The sequence below is a fragment of the Burkholderia sp. Bp9016 genome (assembly GCF_003857765.1).
GTDB lineage: Bacteria > Pseudomonadota > Gammaproteobacteria > Burkholderiales > Burkholderiaceae > Burkholderia.
Genome location: NZ_QTPY01000002.1, coordinates 318,247 through 334,459, shown reverse-complemented (window position 1 = coordinate 334,459; position 16,213 = coordinate 318,247). Strand labels below are relative to the sequence as shown.

The following is a 16,213-nucleotide window of genomic DNA, read 5'->3' as shown; positions in this document are numbered from 1 at the left end:
GGCGCGCGGCGGTGCACGCGTTCGCGCTCCAGGCCTTCAACGGCCTCAGTTACGGATTGCTGCTGTTCATGCTGTCGGCCGGCCTCACGCTGATCTTCAGCGTGCAGGGCGTGCTCAACTTCGCGCATGCGAGCTTCTACATGCTCGGCGCGTACGTCGGCTACAGCGTCGCGGCGCGCGCGGGCTTCTGGCCGGCGCTCGTGCTCGCGCCGCTCGCGGTCGGGCTGCTGGGCGCCGGCTGCGAGCGCACGCTGCTGCGCCGTGTCCAGGCCCGCGGGCACACGGGCGAGTTGCTGCTGACCTTCGGGCTCGCGTACCTGATCGGCGAAGGCGCGAAGCTGCTGTGGGGCCTCGCGCCGCTGCCGGCGCCGGTGCCGCCGCGCTTCGACGGCGCGCCCGTGACCGTGTTCGGTCTCGCGCTGCCGCGCTACCGGTTGTTCATGATGGGAATGTCCACGGCGATGCTGATCGCGCTCGGTGCGTTGCTGCGCGCGTCGCGCATCGGGCTCGTCGTGCGCGCCGCGCTCACGCATCGCGACGCCGTCGAGGCGCTCGGCTACGACGTGCCGCGCGTGATGACGGGACTGTTCGGCGCCGGCACCGCGCTCGCGGCGCTGGCCGGCGTGATCGGCGCGCCGCTCGCGGTGATCGAGCCGGCGCTCGCCGAGACGGTCGGCTCGGTGGTGTTCGCGGTCGTCGTGATCGGCGGGCTCGGTTCGCTCGGTGGCGCGTTCGTCGCGTCGCTCGCGGTCGGCTTCGCGCAGACCTTCGCGGCGTCCAGCGACACGTCGCTGCGCGAGCTCGCGCAATGGGCGGGCGTCGCGCTGCCCGACAGCGTAGCCGCCGTGTCGATCGCACAGCTCGCGCCGCTGGTGCCGTATCTGCTGCTCGTCGCGGTGCTGGTCGCGCGTCCGCGCGGATTGTTCGGCGAGCGTGTCGATGGATAGCCGCGCACTCGCCGGCGCGCTGCGCTGGGTGACGTTCGCCGCGTGCGTCATGCTGCCCGCGTGGCTGTGGCCGCATGGCGCGATGCTCGGCTATCTCGCGCAGACGGCCGCACTCGTCGTGCTCGCGCTGTCGTACAACCTGCAGCTCGGCACGACCGGGCTGCTGTCGTTCGGCCATGCGGCGTTCGCCGGCCTCGGCGCGTTCGCGGCCGCGCACTGGTTCAATCGTTTCGGCGGCCCGTTGCCGCTGCTGCCGCTCGTCGGCGGCGTGGCCGGCGCGGGCTTCGGGTTCGTCGCGGGGCTGCTCGCGACCCGTCGCGCGGGCACTGTGTTCGCGATGATCACGCTCGGTCTCGGCGAATGCGTCGCGGCTGCCGCGTGGAGCGTGCCAGCGTGGTTCGGCGGTCTCGGCGGCGTACCGATCGACCGCGCGAGCGGCACGCCGTGGGGCAGCTGGAATTTCGGTGCGCCGCTGCAGGCCTATACGGTGATCGGCGCGTGGTGCATCGCGTCGGCAATCGCGATGCATGCGCTGACGCGCACGCCGCTCGCGCGGCTCGCGAACGCGGTACGCGACAACCCCGCGCGCGTCGCGGCGCTCGGCACCGAGCCGCGCCGCGTGCGGCTCGCGATGGTCGCCTGCGCGTCGTTCTTCGCGGGCATCGCCGGCACGCTGACGCTGATCGACGTCGAAATCGCGACGCAGGACAGCGTGTCGATGGCGCGTTCGGCAACCGTGCTGATCGCCGCGGTGATCGGCGGCACCGGCGGGTTCTTCGGGCCGGCGGCCGGGGCAGCCATGCTGACCGCGCTGAGCGTCGTCGTCGCGGGCGTATCGCGTGCGTGGGCGCTGTATCTCGGCGTGCTGTTCGTCGCGGTCGTCGTCGCCGCGCCGCGCGGGATCGCGGGCCTCGCGCAGGATGTCGCGCACGCGTTGCGCCGCGACGCGCCGGCGCTCGAGCGCTGGCGCATGTTGTGCGGTGTCGGCGCGTGCGTGTTCTGGGGCGTCGCGATCGTCTGCGCGGCCGAGCTCGGTTATGCGTGGCGCTTCGCGCAGGACGATGGTGCCGCCGGCGTCGCGTTCGGCGCGTGGGGCATCGATGCCGACGCACCGGCCGGCTGGGCCGTCGCGTGCTCGGCGGCGGGCATCGGCATGGTGCTGTGGGGCTGGCGCGCTCGGCTCGCGAGCGGTGGAGCCGGCGCGCGGGGCGGCAGGCGGGAGGACCGGCGATGAACGGCAACGCGATCGTGCTCCACGGCATCGTGCAGCGCTTCGGCATGCAGACGGTGCTCGACGGTGTCGAACTGAGCGTCTCCGCCGGCGAGCGTCATGCGCTGATCGGACCGAACGGCGCGGGCAAGTCGACGCTGTTCGGCGTGATCGCCGGCGCGACGCGGCCGACCCGCGGGCGCGTCGTGCTGCATGGCGTCGAGTTGCGCGGGCGCGGGCCGGTCGCGGCGAGCCGCCTCGGCATCGGCCGCAGTTTCCAGCAGACGAGTGCGTTCGCGCGGCTGAGCGTGTTCGACAACCTGCGCTGCGCCGCGCTGCATGCACCGGCCGAGCGGCGGCGCTGGTGGAACCGGCTGCGCGAATCGGCGTCGGTCGATCTCGCGGCCGCGCGCGTGCTGCATGACATCGGCCTCGATGCGCGGCGCGACACGCTTGCCGGCGAGCTCGGCTATGCGGAGCAACGTGCGCTCGATCTGGGCATCGCGCTCGCGAGCGGCGCGCGCACGCTGCTGCTCGACGAACCGACGGCCGGCATGAACCGCGAACAGGCGGCGCGGATGATCGCGCTGATCCGCGCGACGACGCAGGGCCGCACGGTGCTCATGATCGAACACGACATGGACGCGGTGTTCGGCTTCGCCGAGCGCATCACGGTGCTCGTGCGTGGCACGGTGGTCGTGACCGGCGCGCCCGACGCGATCCGCGCCGATCCGGCCGTGCGTCGCGCGTATCTCGGAGAGCACGCATGAGCGCGCTGCTCGATATTCGTGGCTTGCATGCGTGGTACGGGATGCAGCCCGTGCTCGACGGTGTCGATCTCGCGCTCGCGCCCGGCGAAACGCTCGCGCTGCTCGGCCGCAACGGCTCCGGGCGCTCGACGCTCGCGAAGGCCGTGATGGGGCTTGTGCGGACGGCGGGCTCGGTGCATATCGCGGGAGTCGAATGCGTGGGCGCGCGCACCTTCGAGATCGCGCGGCGCGGCGTCGCTTATGTGGCCGAAAGCCGCGACGTCTTTCCGCTGCTGAGTGTGCGCGACAACCTGCGGCTCGGCCTGCGCGGCGCGCGCGGTGTGGCCGGGCGCGCCGCGCTCGAACGGCTGCTCGCGCGGTTTCCGCTGCTGGCCGAGCGTGCGGACGTGAAGGCCGGCCGCCTGTCGGGTGGCGAGCAGCAGGTGCTCGCGCTGGTGCGCGCGCTCGCGGGCAGCCCGCGCGTGCTGATCGTCGACGAACCGGCCGAAGGGCTCGCACCGCTCGCGGTCGACGAGGTCGGCGCGTGCCTCGCCGCGCTGCAGGCCGATGGTGTCGCGATCCTGCTGATCGAGCAGCGGCTGCAGCTTGCGCCGCGGCTTGCGCGGCGCGTCGCCGTGATGGGGCGCGGCCGGATCGTCTACGACGGCGCGCTCGACGGGCTCGGCAGCGACGTCGTCGGTGCATGGCTGAGCGCCGGTTGAGCGGGGGCAGAGCCCATCCCGCCGACTGTTCGGCAGATCACGCCAGTCAATTTCCGGTGCGGACGTGCATCGCCAGGTGTGGGAATCCTCCGCCTTTAGGCGAAGGAGGACGTCAAGAGCAAGCTGGCAAACAAGGTAGCGATCGTCACGAGCGTATCGAAGGGCATCGGCGCCGCGATCGCCAGGCGCTGGCCGCCGAAGGCGCATCGGTCGTCGTCAACTACGCGAGCAGCAAGGCCTGCGCTGATCCGGCGAGCCGGCGTGTGCGCCTACGCGATCAGCGCGAGCGCGTTCGCGCCGACGTGCCATCGCAGGCTTTCGACGACGAGCGCGTGGTCGCGTGCGTCGTCGAGCCCCGCGATCGTCATCGCGCCGACGATTCCGCCTCCGGTGATCCGCAGCGGCACGCCGCCGCCGTCGAGCGCATAGTCGTCGTCCGACAATCCCTGCGACTGCAGCGACCAGCCGGCGCGGCGAAACCGCACGCCGACTTCGAGCGAACTGAGACCGAAACGGAACACCGTGTTCTGCCGGCGGCGGATCGCGTCGCTGTCGACCGCGCGGCTGCCGTCGAGCGCGCAGTAGAAGAGCGGTGACGCCGCGCCGACGATGCCGACCGCGATCGGCAGCCCGCGGCGCGACGCGAGGTTGATCGCGATGTCGCCGAGCCGGCGCGCGACGTCGGCATCGAAGCGCGGCAGCATCGGGGCCGCCGGATCGTCGCCGGAAGTCCGGTGCGCGAAGTACGGGAAGGGAGTCGCCATGTCAGCTCCGGGTCGTCGCAACAGTGGCTTGCGCGCGTGTCCTGCATCGCGCGCCGGCCGTCGATCGTTCGGCGTTTCGGCACGTCGCGGCTTCAGCGCCCGGGTGCCGCATCGAGCATCCATTCGTGCGCGGGATCGTTCTTGAATGCCCACGCGCGGCTCGGCCCTGCCATCACGTTCAGGTAGTACAGGTTGTAGCCGTGCGGCGCGACCACCGGGTGATAGCCGCGCGGCACCATCACGACGTCGTGGTTCTCGACCGCGCACGCTTCGTCGAGGCTGCGATCGTCCGTGTACACGCGCTGGAACGCGAAGCCCTGCGGCGGATCGATCCGGTGGTAATAGGTTTCCTCGAGCGACGTTTCGTCGGGCGCCGCGTCGCGATCGTGCTTGTGCGGCGGATAGCTGCTCGAATGGCTCGCGGGCGTCACCACTTCGACGACGAGCAGCCGGTCGGCCGCCGGGTTGTCGCCCATCAGGATGTCGCATACGTAGCGCGTGTTGGTGCCTTGCCCGCGCACCGCACGGCGCATGCGTTCGCCGTCGAGGCGTTGCACGCGCTTGTCGCCGCTCACGTAAGGCGCGGTGCACAGCGCGACCTCCGCATCGCGCGTCGCGACGAGCGTGACGGTCTTGTCGCCCGGCACGTACAGCGCGTCGGGCGACACTTCTTCGAATACGCTGTCGCGCTTGCCGAGCGCATCGTAGATCTCACCGTCGACTTCGGCGCGCACCGTGCCGGTGAGCACGACGATGCACAGCTCGCGCGTGCCGGTATCGACCGCTTCGGTATCGCCGGCCTTCAGGCGCAGCGCGCGAAAGCCGACATGCTTCCAGCCGGCCGATTCCGGCGTGACGTTGCAGATTTCGCGCTCGGGCGACGCCTTGACCAGCAGGGGAGAAATCGTCATGGAATGAGGCTCCTCGATGAGATGACGGCGCTCAAGCACTCAAGCGCTCAACCGGTCGACGATCGCGCGCAGCGTGTCGTAACCCTTCTTCGCATATTGATAGCTCGGCGCGACAGCCGGATCCTGCTCGGCCTCGACGACGAGCCAGCCTTCGTAGCCGGCGTCCTTCAGCGTGCGCAGCGTCGCTTCGTAGTCGAGCGCGCCGTCGCCCGGCACCGTGAAGGTGCCGTTGATCACGCCGTTCAGGAAGCTCCAGCCGCCGTTGCGCGCCTGCGTGACGACCTGCGGACGCACGTCCTTGCAGTGCACGTGCGCGACGCGCGACACGTGCTTCTTCAGCAGCGCGACCGGATCGGCCGCGCCGCCGAAATACGCGTGGCCCGTGTCGAACAGCAGGAACACCTTCGCAGGATCGGTCAGCGCCATCAGCCGGTCGACGTCGTCCGGCGATTCGACGTACGCGCCCATGTGGTGATGGTAGGCGAGCTTGATGCCGTACGTATCGAGCAGATGCGCGCCGAACCCGTTCAGGCGTGCCGCGTAGCGCCGCCATGTGTCGTCGTCGACGAAGCGCGGCCGCTTCGCGACCGGCGTATCGATGCTGCCCTGGATCGTGCCCGCGCATTCGCCGTACACGACCACCTTCACGTCGTTGTACTGCAGCTTCGTCATGTGCGCGCGGCAGCGTTCGATCTCGGCGGCGAGCGCATCATCGTCGCTCATCCCCGGCTCGACTTCCGCCAGGAATCCGGAATACCAGCCCGACACGCACACGAGCCCGAATTCCGCGAGCTTCGCCTTCAACTCGGGGCCGGTCTTCGGAAACTTGTTGCCGAGCTCGAAGCCCGCATAGCCGATTTCGGCGCCTTCCTTCAGCGCCGTCTCGAGCGGCGTCTCGCCGCCGAGCGACGGCAGGTCGTCGTTCATCCACGACAGGGGATTGATACCGATGCGAACGTTCCAGCTCATGACACGCTTCCTTGGGTCGAATGGTGTTGTTGCGAGGCGGGCAGGGCGGCGCGATACGGGTCAGCGCCGCTGCCGGGTTTTCTCGTCGAGATACGTCTGGTGCGCGCGTTCGACACCGGCGCGCGCGGACACCTGCGGCACCGCGACTTCCCACCACGCGCCGCCGTCCTCGGTCGTGCGCCCGTGCGTCGTGTCGATCACGAGCACCTGGCTCGTCTTCGCCGCGCGTGCGCGCTTCATCTCGCTGCGCAGTTCGGCGACGTCGCGCACGTGCACGGCTTCCGCACCCATCGCGCGCGCATGCATCGCGAAGTCGATCGTCGAGCGCTCGCCGCCTTCGGGCACGCAGTCGTCGAGCATGTTGTTGAAGCTCGCGCCGCCGCAATTCAGCTGCAGCCGCTCGATGCAGCCGTAGCCGCGGTTGTCGAGGATCACGACGATGATCTTGCGGCCGAGCATCACGGAGGTCGCGAGTTCGGCGTTGAGCATCATGTACGAGCCGTCGCCGACGATTACGATCACCTCGCGCTCGGGCCGCGCGAGTTTCGCGCCGAGGCCGCCCGCGACTTCGTAGCCCATGCACGAATACGCGTAGTCCATGTGATAGTTGCCCGGCACGCCGCTGCGCCACAGCTTGTGCAGTTCGGCCGGCAGCGTGCCGGCCGCGCAGACGACGAGATCGTCGCGCGCGCTGTCGCGTCCGGCGTCGACGGCCGAGTCGCGCACCGCGCCGATCACTTCCGCGTCGTACGGCAGCGTGTCCTTCGGAATGCGCGTCGTCAGGTCGGCCACGCGTGCGTTCCATGCGGCGGCCTGGTCGCGGTTCGCGGCCGTCCACGCCGGTTCCGCATGCCAGCCGGCGAGGGCGGCCGACAACTGGCCGAGGCCCGTGCGCGCATCGGCGATCACTTGCCGGCCGCGTTTCTTGCCCGCATCGAACGGCTGCACGTTCAGGCTCAGCAGCGCCGCTTGGCCGAACAGCGCATGCGAGCCGGTCGTGAAGTCCTGCAGGCGCGTGCCGACCGCGAACACCACGTCGGCCTGCGCGGCCGCGCGGTTCGCGGCGGGCGAGCCCGTCACGCCGATCGACCCGAGGTTCAACGGGTGGTCCCACGCGAGGCTGCCCTTGCCGGCCTGCGATTCGGCAACCGGCACGCCGTGCGTGTCGGCGAACGCGCGCAGCGCGTCCCACGCCTGGCTGTACAGCACGCCGCCGCCGGCGACGATCAGCGGCTTCCTCGCGGCCTTCAGCACGTCGACGGCATCGGCGAGTTCGAGCGCGTCGGCCGGCGGCCGGCGCATCCGGATCACCGGCGGCGCGAAAAAGTCCTCGGGCCAGTCGTATGCGAAGGTCTGCACGTCCTGCGGCAGCGCGAGGCACACCGGGCCGCACTGCGCGGGATCGGTCATCACCTGGATCGCGCGCGGCAGCGCGACGAGCAACTGCTCGGGCGACGTGATCCGGTCGAAGTAGCGCGTGACGGGCCGGAAGCAGTCGTTTGCGCTGACGTCGCCCTGTTCGAAATCCTCGACCTGCTGCAGCACCGGGTCGGGCAGCCGCGACACGAACACGTCCCCGGGCAGCAGCAACAGCGGCAGTCGGCCGACGTGCGCGAGCGCGGCGGAAGTCAGCATGTTGGTCGCGCCGGGGCCGATGCTCGACGTCGCGGCCATCATCCGCTGGCGGAAGTTGGCCTTCGCGAACGCGACGGCCGCGTTCGCCATTCCTTGCTCGTTGTGCGCGCGGAACGTCGGCAGCCGGTCCTTTTCGGCCTGCAGCGCTTCGCCGAGCCCGGCCACGTTGCCGTGGCCGAAGATCGCGAACACGCCGCCGCAGTACGGCAGGATCTCGGTGCGGCCGTCGGGCTGGACGACTTCGGCGCGCAGGGCGGCCAGGTAGCGCACGAGGGCCTGGCTGACGGTCAGTCTTACGGTGGTGGTCATCGTCTGTCGATCAGGAAGAGTCGGTTGGTCATCGCGGGCACCGGCGTCAGGCTGCCGCGGCGGCGCGCGCGGCGGCGCGGCGGCCGAGCCACGCATCGACGAGTTGCGCGAAATTGCCGGCGACTTCGTCGATCAGCGCCTGGTCGTCGATCCGGCCGGCGAGCCATTGCAGCGACGCATCGGCCCACAGCGTGCGCCCGACCATGAAGCCCTTGACGATCGGATCGGTGGCCGAACGGAAGCTGTCGACGAGATACTGCAGCGGCTGGTTCAGCCCGAGGATCACCGCGCCGCGGCAGTGCGGGTCGCGCTCGGCCACCAGCGCGGCGAGCCGCGCCCAGCCGTCGGCGCTCATCGGCGCGAGCTTCCACCATTCGGGCTTCACGCCGAGGTTGTAGAAGCGCGCGACCGTGCGCAGCACCGCGTCGTCCTCGGTGCCGGCCGGCGTGACCGCGCGCGGCGGAATGATTTCCAGCAGCAGCTCGTTGCCGCTCGCGCGCGTCGCTTCCCACAGCTCCAGCACCCGCTGCTCCTGCGCGACGCGCAGGTCGACGTCGTCGTCGGGGTGGTAGTGGAGGAGACACTTCACGACCTGCTCGGTCGGCCAGTGCGTGAGCGCCGAGCCGACCGAGCGCGTATCGTCGAAACACAGCGGCCGCGAGCCGGGCAGCTCGACCGGGCGGCCGACCCACCAGCCGCGCCCGGTCGCCGACGCGAGCGCGTCGCTGCCGTAGGCGCCGCCGTCGATCAGCACGCCGACGTGGCCTTCGATATGGCGATCGCGCTCGACCTGTTCGGCCGCACGCACGAGCAGCCGCTTGAGCGTCTTGATCCGCGCTTCGTCCGCGCCGGCCTGTACCGCGAGCTCGTAGAACTGGCTGCGATGGTCGAACGCCATCACGCACAGGTCGTCCCATTCGCGGCGCGGCACCGTGACGCGATGCAGGTGCGCGAGCGTGCGATCGGCGTCCACCTGCGGATTGCGGCTGCCGCCGAACCAGTGTGCGAGTTCGTCCGGTGTCGGCATCGCGGCCGAGCACGCGTGACGCGACACGACGATCGCGCCGCATGCATTCGCGATGCGTGTCGATTCTGCCCAGTCGCGCCCGCGCAGCAACCCGGACAACAAGCCCGACAGGAACGCATCGCCGGCGCCGAGCACGTTCAGCACTTCGACGCGTTCGCCGTGGAAAGTCGGTGCATTGTCGATGCGCGCCGGGATGTCGCCCTCAATCACGCAGCAGCCGAGCGCGCCGCGCTTGACCACCAGCACCGCGCTGCTCGCGCGGCGCACGGCCTGCAGCGATGCGATCAGATCGTGCGGCACGCCTCCCGCGATCAGGAATTCCTCTTCGGTGCCGACCAGCAGGTCGAATTCGCCGAGAACCTGCTGCAACTGCCGCGTGACCTGCGCATCCGGCACATAGCGGTTCTCGCCGGCGCCGCGCGCGGTCAGCCCCCACAGCACGGGCCGGTAGTCGATGTCGAGAATCCGCACGACGCCGTGGCGGCGCGCATACGCCAATGTCGTCAGCGACGCTTCGCGCGTGGCCGGCGTCGACAGATGGGTGCCGGTGATCGCGAGCGCGCGGCAGCCGGCGATGAAGTCCTCGCGGATCTCGTCGGCGCGCACAGCCATGTCCGCGCAGTTCTCGCGCACGAACAGCAGCGGGAACGTATCGCGGTCCTTCAGTCCGAGCAGCACCAGCGCGGTGAGGCGTTCCGGATCGGTCTGCAACTGGCTCGTGTCGCAGCCTTCGCGCTCGAGCGTCTCGCGCACGAAGCGGCCCATCTGCTCGTCGCCGACGCGCGAAATCATCGCGGTCTTCAACCCGAGCCGGGCGACGCCGAACGCGACGTTGCCCGACGAGCCGCCGAGATACATCTGGAAGCTGCGCGCGTCCTCCAGGCGGCTGCCGTACTGCTGCGCGTAAAGATCCACTGCGACTCGGCCGAGGCAGGCGAGATCGATGGGGCGGTCAGGCGGAAAGTTCAACGGGCTCATATCACGTATCACGCTCGCGGCCGGCATTTCGACCCTGCCGGCAGATTAGGGGACCGATCCGGTGACGGTGCTGCGTCACCTGTGCGGCGCGACGCGGGATCGCCTGCCGCAAGGAGTCGGGCTACGGAACGAAGTCTAGACTTTTTGGAAATCCAGTTCCCTAGGTGAAATCACGTAGAAATAAATTTCCAAATTCTCGAGGAAGTGATCTACAGTTTCATCCGGATGCTTCAGTCCGTATCGGACTCGGCCCGGCGGCGCGCAACGTGCCGCTTTCCGCCCCCCGGAGATGAGGAGACAGAGTGATCATGAAGACCAAGCTGATGGCCGCCGCGGCCGCGACGATCCTGGCGATGCCGCTTGCGCATGCCGAGAAGATCGGCGTGACGATGGCATCGTTCGACGACACGTTCCTGACGATCCTGCGCAACAGCATCAGCGATGCCGCGAAGAAGGACGGCGCGACCGTGCAGATCGAGGATGGCGGCAACGACGTCGGCAAGCAGTTGAGCCAGGTCCAGAACATGATCGCGCAGAAGGTCGACGCGATCATCGTGAACGCGGTCGACACCGACGCGACGCCGAAGATCACGAAGATGGTGACCGCCGCGAAGATCCCGCTCGTCTATGTGAACCGCAAGCCGGTCGATTTCAACAAGCTGCCGGCCGGCGTCGCGGTGGTCGCGTCCGACGAAAAGCAGTCGGGCACGCTGCAGGCGCGCCAGGTGTGCAAGCTGCTCGGCGGCAAGGGCGACATCCTCGTGCTGATGGGCGAGCTCTCCAACGAGTCGGCGCGTGCGCGCACCAAGGACATCGAGGACGTGATCGCGACGAAGGACTGCTCCGGCATGAAGATCGTCGACAAGCGCGAAGGCAAGTGGAGCCGCACGCAGGGCCAGGACATCACGATGAACTGGCTGAGCTCCGGGATGAAGTTCGACGCGATCGTATCGAACAACGACGAGATGGCGATCGGCGCGATCAACGCGCTGAAGGCGGCGCGCAAGTGGACGCCGAAGACGGTCGTCGCCGGCATCGACGCGACGCCGGACGGGCTCGCGTCGATGAAGAGCGGCGACCTGAAGGTGTCCGTGTACCAGAACGCGGCCGGGCAGGGTGAGCAGGCCGTCGCGGCCGCGCTCAAGCTCGCGAAGAAGCAGCCCGTCGACCGCTACGTGAACGTGCCGTTCGAGCTCGTCACGCCCGAGAACATGAACCAGTACGCCAGGCACTGACCGGCTTTTCCGCTGAACTGCGCGGCCCGGTGCGTCCGGGTTCGCGTGTGACTTTCGAGGAACGTCCATGTTTACAGTCAGGATGGCGCGCTCGATGGCCAGCGACGACGCGCCGGCCGCATCGTTCGCCGCGCCCGGTTCGTCCGGTGCGTCCGTTTCCGATTGCCTGCTCGAAGTGCGCGGCGTCGGCAAGTCGTTTCCAGGCGTCGTCGCGCTCGACGGCGTGCAGTTTCGCGTGCGCCGCGGCACCGTTCATGCGCTGATGGGCGAGAACGGCGCGGGCAAGTCGACGCTGATGAAGATCATCGCGGGCGTCTATACGCCCGACCAGGGCGAGATCCTGATCAAGGGCGCGCCCGTCACGCTGAACGGCCCGCTCGACGCGCTGGACCGCGGCATCGCGATGATCCACCAGGAACTCAACCTGATGCCGTACATGACGGTCGCGGAGAACATCTGGATTCGCCGCGAACCGAAGAACCGCTTCGGCCTGATCGATCACGCCGAACTGCGCCGCCGCACCGCCGCGCTGTTCGAGCGGTTGTCGATCGACATCGATCCGGAAGCCGACGTGCGCACGCTGACGGTCGCGAGCCGCCAGATGGTCGAGATCGCGAAGGCCGTGTCGTTCGACTCGGACGTGCTGATCATGGACGAGCCTACCTCCGCGCTGACCGACAAGGAGGTCACGCACCTGTTCCGGATCATTCGCCAGTTGCGGGAGCAGGGCAAGGGCATCGTCTACATCACGCACAAGATGAACGAACTGTTCGAGATCGCCGACGAGTTTTCGGTGTTCCGCGACGGCAAGTACATCGGCACGCACGCGTCGACCGACGTCACGCGCGACGACATCATCCGGATGATGGTCGGCCGCGAGATCACGCAGATGTTCCCGAAGGAAGACGTGCCGATCGGCGAGGTCGTGCTGGCGGTGAAGAACCTCGGCGTCGACGGCGTGTTCCGCGACGTGAGCTTCGAGCTGCGCGCGGGCGAGATCCTCGGCGTCGCGGGCCTCGTCGGCTCGGGGCGCTCGAACGTTGCCGAAGCGCTGTTCGGCGTCGTGCCGGCCACGTCCGGCGAGATCCTGATCGACGGCAAGCCGGTTCGGATTGCGACGCCCGCGCAAGCGATGAAGCACGGGATGGCGTTCCTCACCGAGGACCGCAAGGACACCGGCTGCTTCCTGAATCTCGACCTGCTCGCGAACATGGAAGCGGCGGTGCTCAGCAACCGCTACGTGAAGTTCAACTTCGTGCAGCAGGCGCAGCTCAGGCGCGACTGCGAGGAAATGAGCCGGATGCTGCGCGTGAAGACGCCGGGGCTGCACGAGGAAATCCAGAACCTGTCGGGCGGCAACCAGCAGAAAGTGCTGATCGGCCGCTGGCTGTTGACGCAGCCGCGCATCCTGATTCTCGACGAACCGACGCGCGGCATCGACGTCGGCGCGAAGGCCGAGATTCATCGGCTCGTCAGCGCGCTCGCCGGAAAAGGTGTCGCAGTACTGATGATCTCGTCGGAGATGCCGGAGGTGCTCGGCATGAGCGACCGCGTGATGGTGATGCACGAAGGCCGCATGACCGGCATCGTCGAGCGCAAGGACGCCGACCAGGTCCGCATCATGGACCTTGCGTCGCGTTGAGCCGAAACAAGCATGGAGACAAATGAAATGAGCAATCTGAATCCGGCCGCGGACGCGCAGTCCATGACGATCAAGACACGGCACGCCAAATGGCCGCCCGAACTGAGCATCTTTCTCGTGCTGGTGGGCATCAGCCTGTTCTTCGAGGTGATCGGCTGGGTCGTCGTCGGCCAGAGCTTCCTGTTCAACGCGGAGCGGCTCGAGATCATCGTGCTGCAGATGGCCGTGATCGGCATCATCGCGGTCGGCGTGAACCTCGTGATCATCACGAGCGGGATCGACCTGTCGTCGGGGTCGGTCGTCGCCGCGGCGGCCGTCGTGTCGGCCAGCCTCGCGCAGGTGTCGGATTTTCCGCGCGCGGTGTTCCCGCACCTGACCGACCTGCCGATCATCTGGCCGGTGCTGGCCGGCGTGTGCGTCGGGCTGCTGGTAGGTCTGCTGAACGGGTCGCTGATCGCGCTGACCGGCATCCCGCCGTTCATCGCGACGCTCGGCACGATGGTCGCCGCGCGCGGCTTCGCGAAGTGGTTCACCAACGGGATGCCGGTGTCGATGCTGACCGACCAGTTCGCGGCGATCGGCGCGGGCGCGAATCCGGTGATCATCTTCCTGGTGGTGGCGGCGATCTTCCACGTCGTGCTGCGCTACACGCGCTTCGGCAAGTACACGTATGCGATCGGCGCGAACCGCCATGCGGCCGTCGTGTCGGGCATCAATGTCACGCGTCACCTGGTGTTCGTCTATGCGATCGCCGGCCTCCTGAGCGGGATCGCGGGCACCGTGACGGCCGCACGTGCGATCTCCGGCCAGTCGGGCATGGGCGTGATGTACGAGCTCGATGCGATCGCGGCGGTCGTGATCGGCGGCACGTCGCTGTCGGGCGGCCTCGGGCGCGTGACGGGCACCGTGATCGGCGTGCTGATCCTCGGCGTGATGACGTCGGGCTTCACCTTCATCCGGATCGACGCGTACTACCAGGAGATGGTCAAGGGCGCGATCATCGTCGCGGCCGTGATCGCCGACCAGTACCGCAACAAGAAGTCGCGCCGCTGAGCCGCCGCCGCCATGCCGAACCCCGCAAAACCGTCTGGGAAGAAGATGAAGATCGCTCTGGATCCCTACATGATTCGCCACCTGCCGCTCGACCGGCTGCCGCATGCGGTCGCCGAGCTCGGCTACGACCAGATCGAGCTGTCGCCGCGCAGCGACTTTCTCGACTGGTGGGTGATGCCGCGCGCGACGCGCGAGCGCATGGCCGCGTTCCGGCAAGCGCTGCGCGCGAGCGGCGTGGGCCTCGCATCGCTGCAGCCGATGTACCGCTGGGCCAGCCCGTTCGACGACGAACGGCAATGGGCGGTGCGCTGCTGGAAGAAGGCGATCGAGGTCGCGCTCGAGATGGAGTGCACGCTGATGGTGTCGGAGTTCGGGCGCGGCGCGTCGCCGGAACGCTCGGTCGGCGAGCGGCCGGGCACGAACCCGAAAGAGCTGTGCGAGGCCGCGTGGTTCCGCTCGATGGACGAGTTGCTGCCGATCCTCGAGCGCGAGCGCATCGTGCTGTCGGTCGAACCGCATCCGGAGGACTGGATCGAGCAGCTTCAGCCGGCCATCGACATCGTGACGAACCTCGGTTCGCCGTCGCTGAAACTGTCGTACATCGCGCCGCACACGTTCTACTACGGCGACGACATGGCCGCGATGATCGCGCAGGCCGCGCCGGTCCTCGCGCACGTGCGCGTGGCCGACACCTTCGATCATCGCAAGAGCAGCCAGCTGCGCTATATCGTGAACCCGCCCGGCTCGAACCAGATTCGCGTGCACCAGCATCTCGACATCGGGCAGGGCGAGATCGACTGGGACATGTTTTTCCGCGCGCTCGGCGCCGCCGGCTTCGATGGCGTGATGTCGTCGTGCGTGTTCGCGTGGGAAGACCGCGCGGAAGCGTCGTCGCGCTATATGCGCGACACGATCCAGCGCTACGTCGATCGCCATTTCGATCGCGCGGCGCGCTGACCCGTCGCCCCCGCATTGCTGACCGGCGCGGCACGGGCCGCGCCGCTGATGAACGAAAGACTGGAGATATCCGGATGACCTTGCAAATCGGCGTGATCGGCTGCGGCGCGATCGGCCAGGACCATATTCGCAGGCTGACGCGCACGCTGTCCGGCGCACGCGTGGTGGCCGTCACCGACATCGATGCGCGGCAGGCGCGCGACACGGTAGCGAAATACGGGCTCGACGCGGAAATCCATGGCGACGGCCATGAAGTGATCGCGGCCGCCGATGTGCAGGCCGTGCTCGTCACGTCGTGGGGGCCGACGCACGAAGCGTTCGTGCTCGACGCGATCGCGCATGGCAAGCCGGTGTTCTGCGAGAAACCGCTCGCGGTGACGGCCGACGGCTGCATGCGGATCGTCGAGGCCGAGCGCGCGCACGGCAAGCGGCTGGTGCAGGTCGGCTTCATGCGCCCGTACGACGAAGGCTATCGCGCGCTCAAGCACGTGATCGACAGCGGCGAGATCGGCGCGCCGTTGATGCTGCATTGCGCGCACCGCAACCAGTCGGTCGGCGAGCGCTACACCACCGACATGGCGATCACCGATACGCTGATCCACGAACTCGACGTGCTGCGCTGGCTGCTCGGCGAGGACTATGCGAGCGCGCAGGTCGTCTATCCGAAGAAGACGCGTCACGCGAGCGCGCATCTCGCCGATCCGCAGATCGTGCTGCTCGAAACCGCGAGCGGCGTGCGCATCGACGTGGAGATCTTCGTCAACTGCCAGTACGGCTACGACATCCAGTGCGAGGTGGTCGGCGAGAACGGCATCGCGAAGCTGCCCGATCCGCCGGCCGTCGGTCTCAAGCATGCGGCGCGGCGATCGGTCGAGATCATGACCGACTGGAAGGAGCGCTTCATCGCATCGTACGACGTCGAGCTGCAGGCGTTCATCGACGGCGTGCGGCAGGGCGCACTCACCGGTCCGTCCGCATGGGACGGCTACGCGGCGGCGGTTGCGGCCGATGCCTGCGTGCGCGCACAGCAGAGCGGGGCGGTCGAGCCGGTCGCGATGGCCGAACGCCCCACGTTCTATCGCGGCTGAACCGTGGCCGCGTCGCC

The 16,213-nt window shown here is 68.8% G+C and carries 14 protein-coding genes; 9 read left to right on the top strand and 5 right to left on the bottom strand.

What is annotated here, in order from left to right:
• The first annotated feature begins 11 nt into the window (after positions 1 to 11).
• The 4 genes from DIE13_RS03970 to DIE13_RS03955 are packed head-to-tail and all read left to right on the top strand — an operon-like array spanning position 12 to position 3,628.
• Complete coding sequence (locus DIE13_RS03970) at positions 12 to 947, top strand: branched-chain amino acid ABC transporter permease (protein WP_124825914.1); 936 nt, start codon at positions 12 to 14, stop codon at positions 945 to 947.
• On the top strand, positions 940 to 2,181 hold the full coding sequence (locus DIE13_RS03965) for a branched-chain amino acid ABC transporter permease (RefSeq protein ID WP_124825913.1): 1,242 nt from the start codon (positions 940 to 942) through the stop codon (positions 2,179 to 2,181). Before DIE13_RS03970 ends, DIE13_RS03965 begins: the two co-directional genes overlap by 8 nt.
• Positions 2,178 to 2,927 carry an ABC transporter ATP-binding protein gene (locus tag DIE13_RS03960; RefSeq protein ID WP_124825912.1) on the top strand — a complete coding sequence of 250 codons (750 nt, stop codon included), beginning with the start codon at positions 2,178 to 2,180 and terminating at the stop codon, positions 2,925 to 2,927. The genes DIE13_RS03965 and DIE13_RS03960 overlap by 4 nt, the downstream gene beginning before the upstream one ends.
• The gene (locus DIE13_RS03955) at positions 2,924 to 3,628 is read left to right on the top strand and encodes an ABC transporter ATP-binding protein (RefSeq protein ID WP_124825911.1); all 705 of its coding nucleotides are present in this window, start codon (positions 2,924 to 2,926) and stop codon (positions 3,626 to 3,628) included. The genes DIE13_RS03960 and DIE13_RS03955 overlap by 4 nt, the downstream gene beginning before the upstream one ends.
• Before the next feature lie 269 nt (positions 3,629 to 3,897).
• Here DIE13_RS03955 and DIE13_RS03950 read toward each other — a convergent pair whose 3' ends face one another.
• The 5 genes from DIE13_RS03950 to iolC all read right to left on the bottom strand — a co-directional run bounded on the left by DIE13_RS03950 (position 3,898) and on the right by iolC (position 10,221).
• Positions 3,898 to 4,392, bottom strand: a complete 495-nt coding sequence (locus DIE13_RS03950) for a heme-degrading domain-containing protein (protein WP_124825910.1) — start codon at positions 4,390 to 4,392, stop codon at positions 3,898 to 3,900.
• A gap of 92 nt (positions 4,393 to 4,484) precedes the next feature.
• The gene (gene iolB / locus DIE13_RS03945) at positions 4,485 to 5,303 is read right to left on the bottom strand and encodes a 5-deoxy-glucuronate isomerase (RefSeq protein WP_124825909.1); all 819 of its coding nucleotides are present in this window, start codon (positions 5,301 to 5,303) and stop codon (positions 4,485 to 4,487) included.
• Positions 5,304 to 5,342: 39 nt separating this feature from the next.
• Positions 5,343 to 6,272 carry a myo-inosose-2 dehydratase gene (iolE, locus tag DIE13_RS03940; protein ID WP_124825908.1) on the bottom strand — a complete coding sequence of 310 codons (930 nt, stop codon included), beginning with the start codon at positions 6,270 to 6,272 and terminating at the stop codon, positions 5,343 to 5,345.
• Positions 6,273 to 6,332: 60 nt separating this feature from the next.
• Entirely contained in the window at positions 6,333 to 8,216 is a 1,884-nt protein-coding gene (gene iolD / locus DIE13_RS03935) for a 3D-(3,5/4)-trihydroxycyclohexane-1,2-dione acylhydrolase (decyclizing) (RefSeq protein ID WP_124825907.1), read from the bottom strand.
• A gap of 46 nt (positions 8,217 to 8,262) precedes the next feature.
• Positions 8,263 to 10,221 carry a bifunctional 5-dehydro-2-deoxygluconokinase/5-dehydro-2-deoxyphosphogluconate aldolase gene (gene iolC / locus DIE13_RS03930; RefSeq protein WP_124825906.1) on the bottom strand — a complete coding sequence of 653 codons (1,959 nt, stop codon included), beginning with the start codon at positions 10,219 to 10,221 and terminating at the stop codon, positions 8,263 to 8,265.
• Between the two features lie 308 nt (positions 10,222 to 10,529).
• Between iolC and DIE13_RS03925 the strand changes: the two genes are divergently transcribed.
• From DIE13_RS03925 to DIE13_RS03905, 5 genes are all read left to right on the top strand, one after another.
• Positions 10,530 to 11,456, top strand: coding sequence for a sugar ABC transporter substrate-binding protein (locus tag DIE13_RS03925; RefSeq protein WP_124825905.1), 927 nt, complete (start codon positions 10,530 to 10,532; stop codon positions 11,454 to 11,456).
• A 67-nt stretch (positions 11,457 to 11,523) separates the two neighbouring features.
• Positions 11,524 to 13,098 carry a sugar ABC transporter ATP-binding protein gene (locus DIE13_RS03920; RefSeq protein ID WP_124825904.1) on the top strand — a complete coding sequence of 525 codons (1,575 nt, stop codon included), beginning with the start codon at positions 11,524 to 11,526 and terminating at the stop codon, positions 13,096 to 13,098.
• Between the two features lie 27 nt (positions 13,099 to 13,125).
• Entirely contained in the window at positions 13,126 to 14,151 is a 1,026-nt protein-coding gene (locus tag DIE13_RS03915) for an ABC transporter permease (RefSeq protein WP_124825903.1), read from the top strand.
• 45 nt (positions 14,152 to 14,196) lie between these two features.
• Positions 14,197 to 15,108, top strand: a complete 912-nt coding sequence (locus tag DIE13_RS03910) for a sugar phosphate isomerase/epimerase family protein (protein ID WP_124825902.1) — start codon at positions 14,197 to 14,199, stop codon at positions 15,106 to 15,108.
• A gap of 74 nt (positions 15,109 to 15,182) precedes the next feature.
• Complete coding sequence (locus DIE13_RS03905; RefSeq protein WP_124825901.1) at positions 15,183 to 16,196, top strand: Gfo/Idh/MocA family protein; 1,014 nt, start codon at positions 15,183 to 15,185, stop codon at positions 16,194 to 16,196.
• The last annotated feature ends 17 nt before the right edge of the window (positions 16,197 to 16,213 follow it).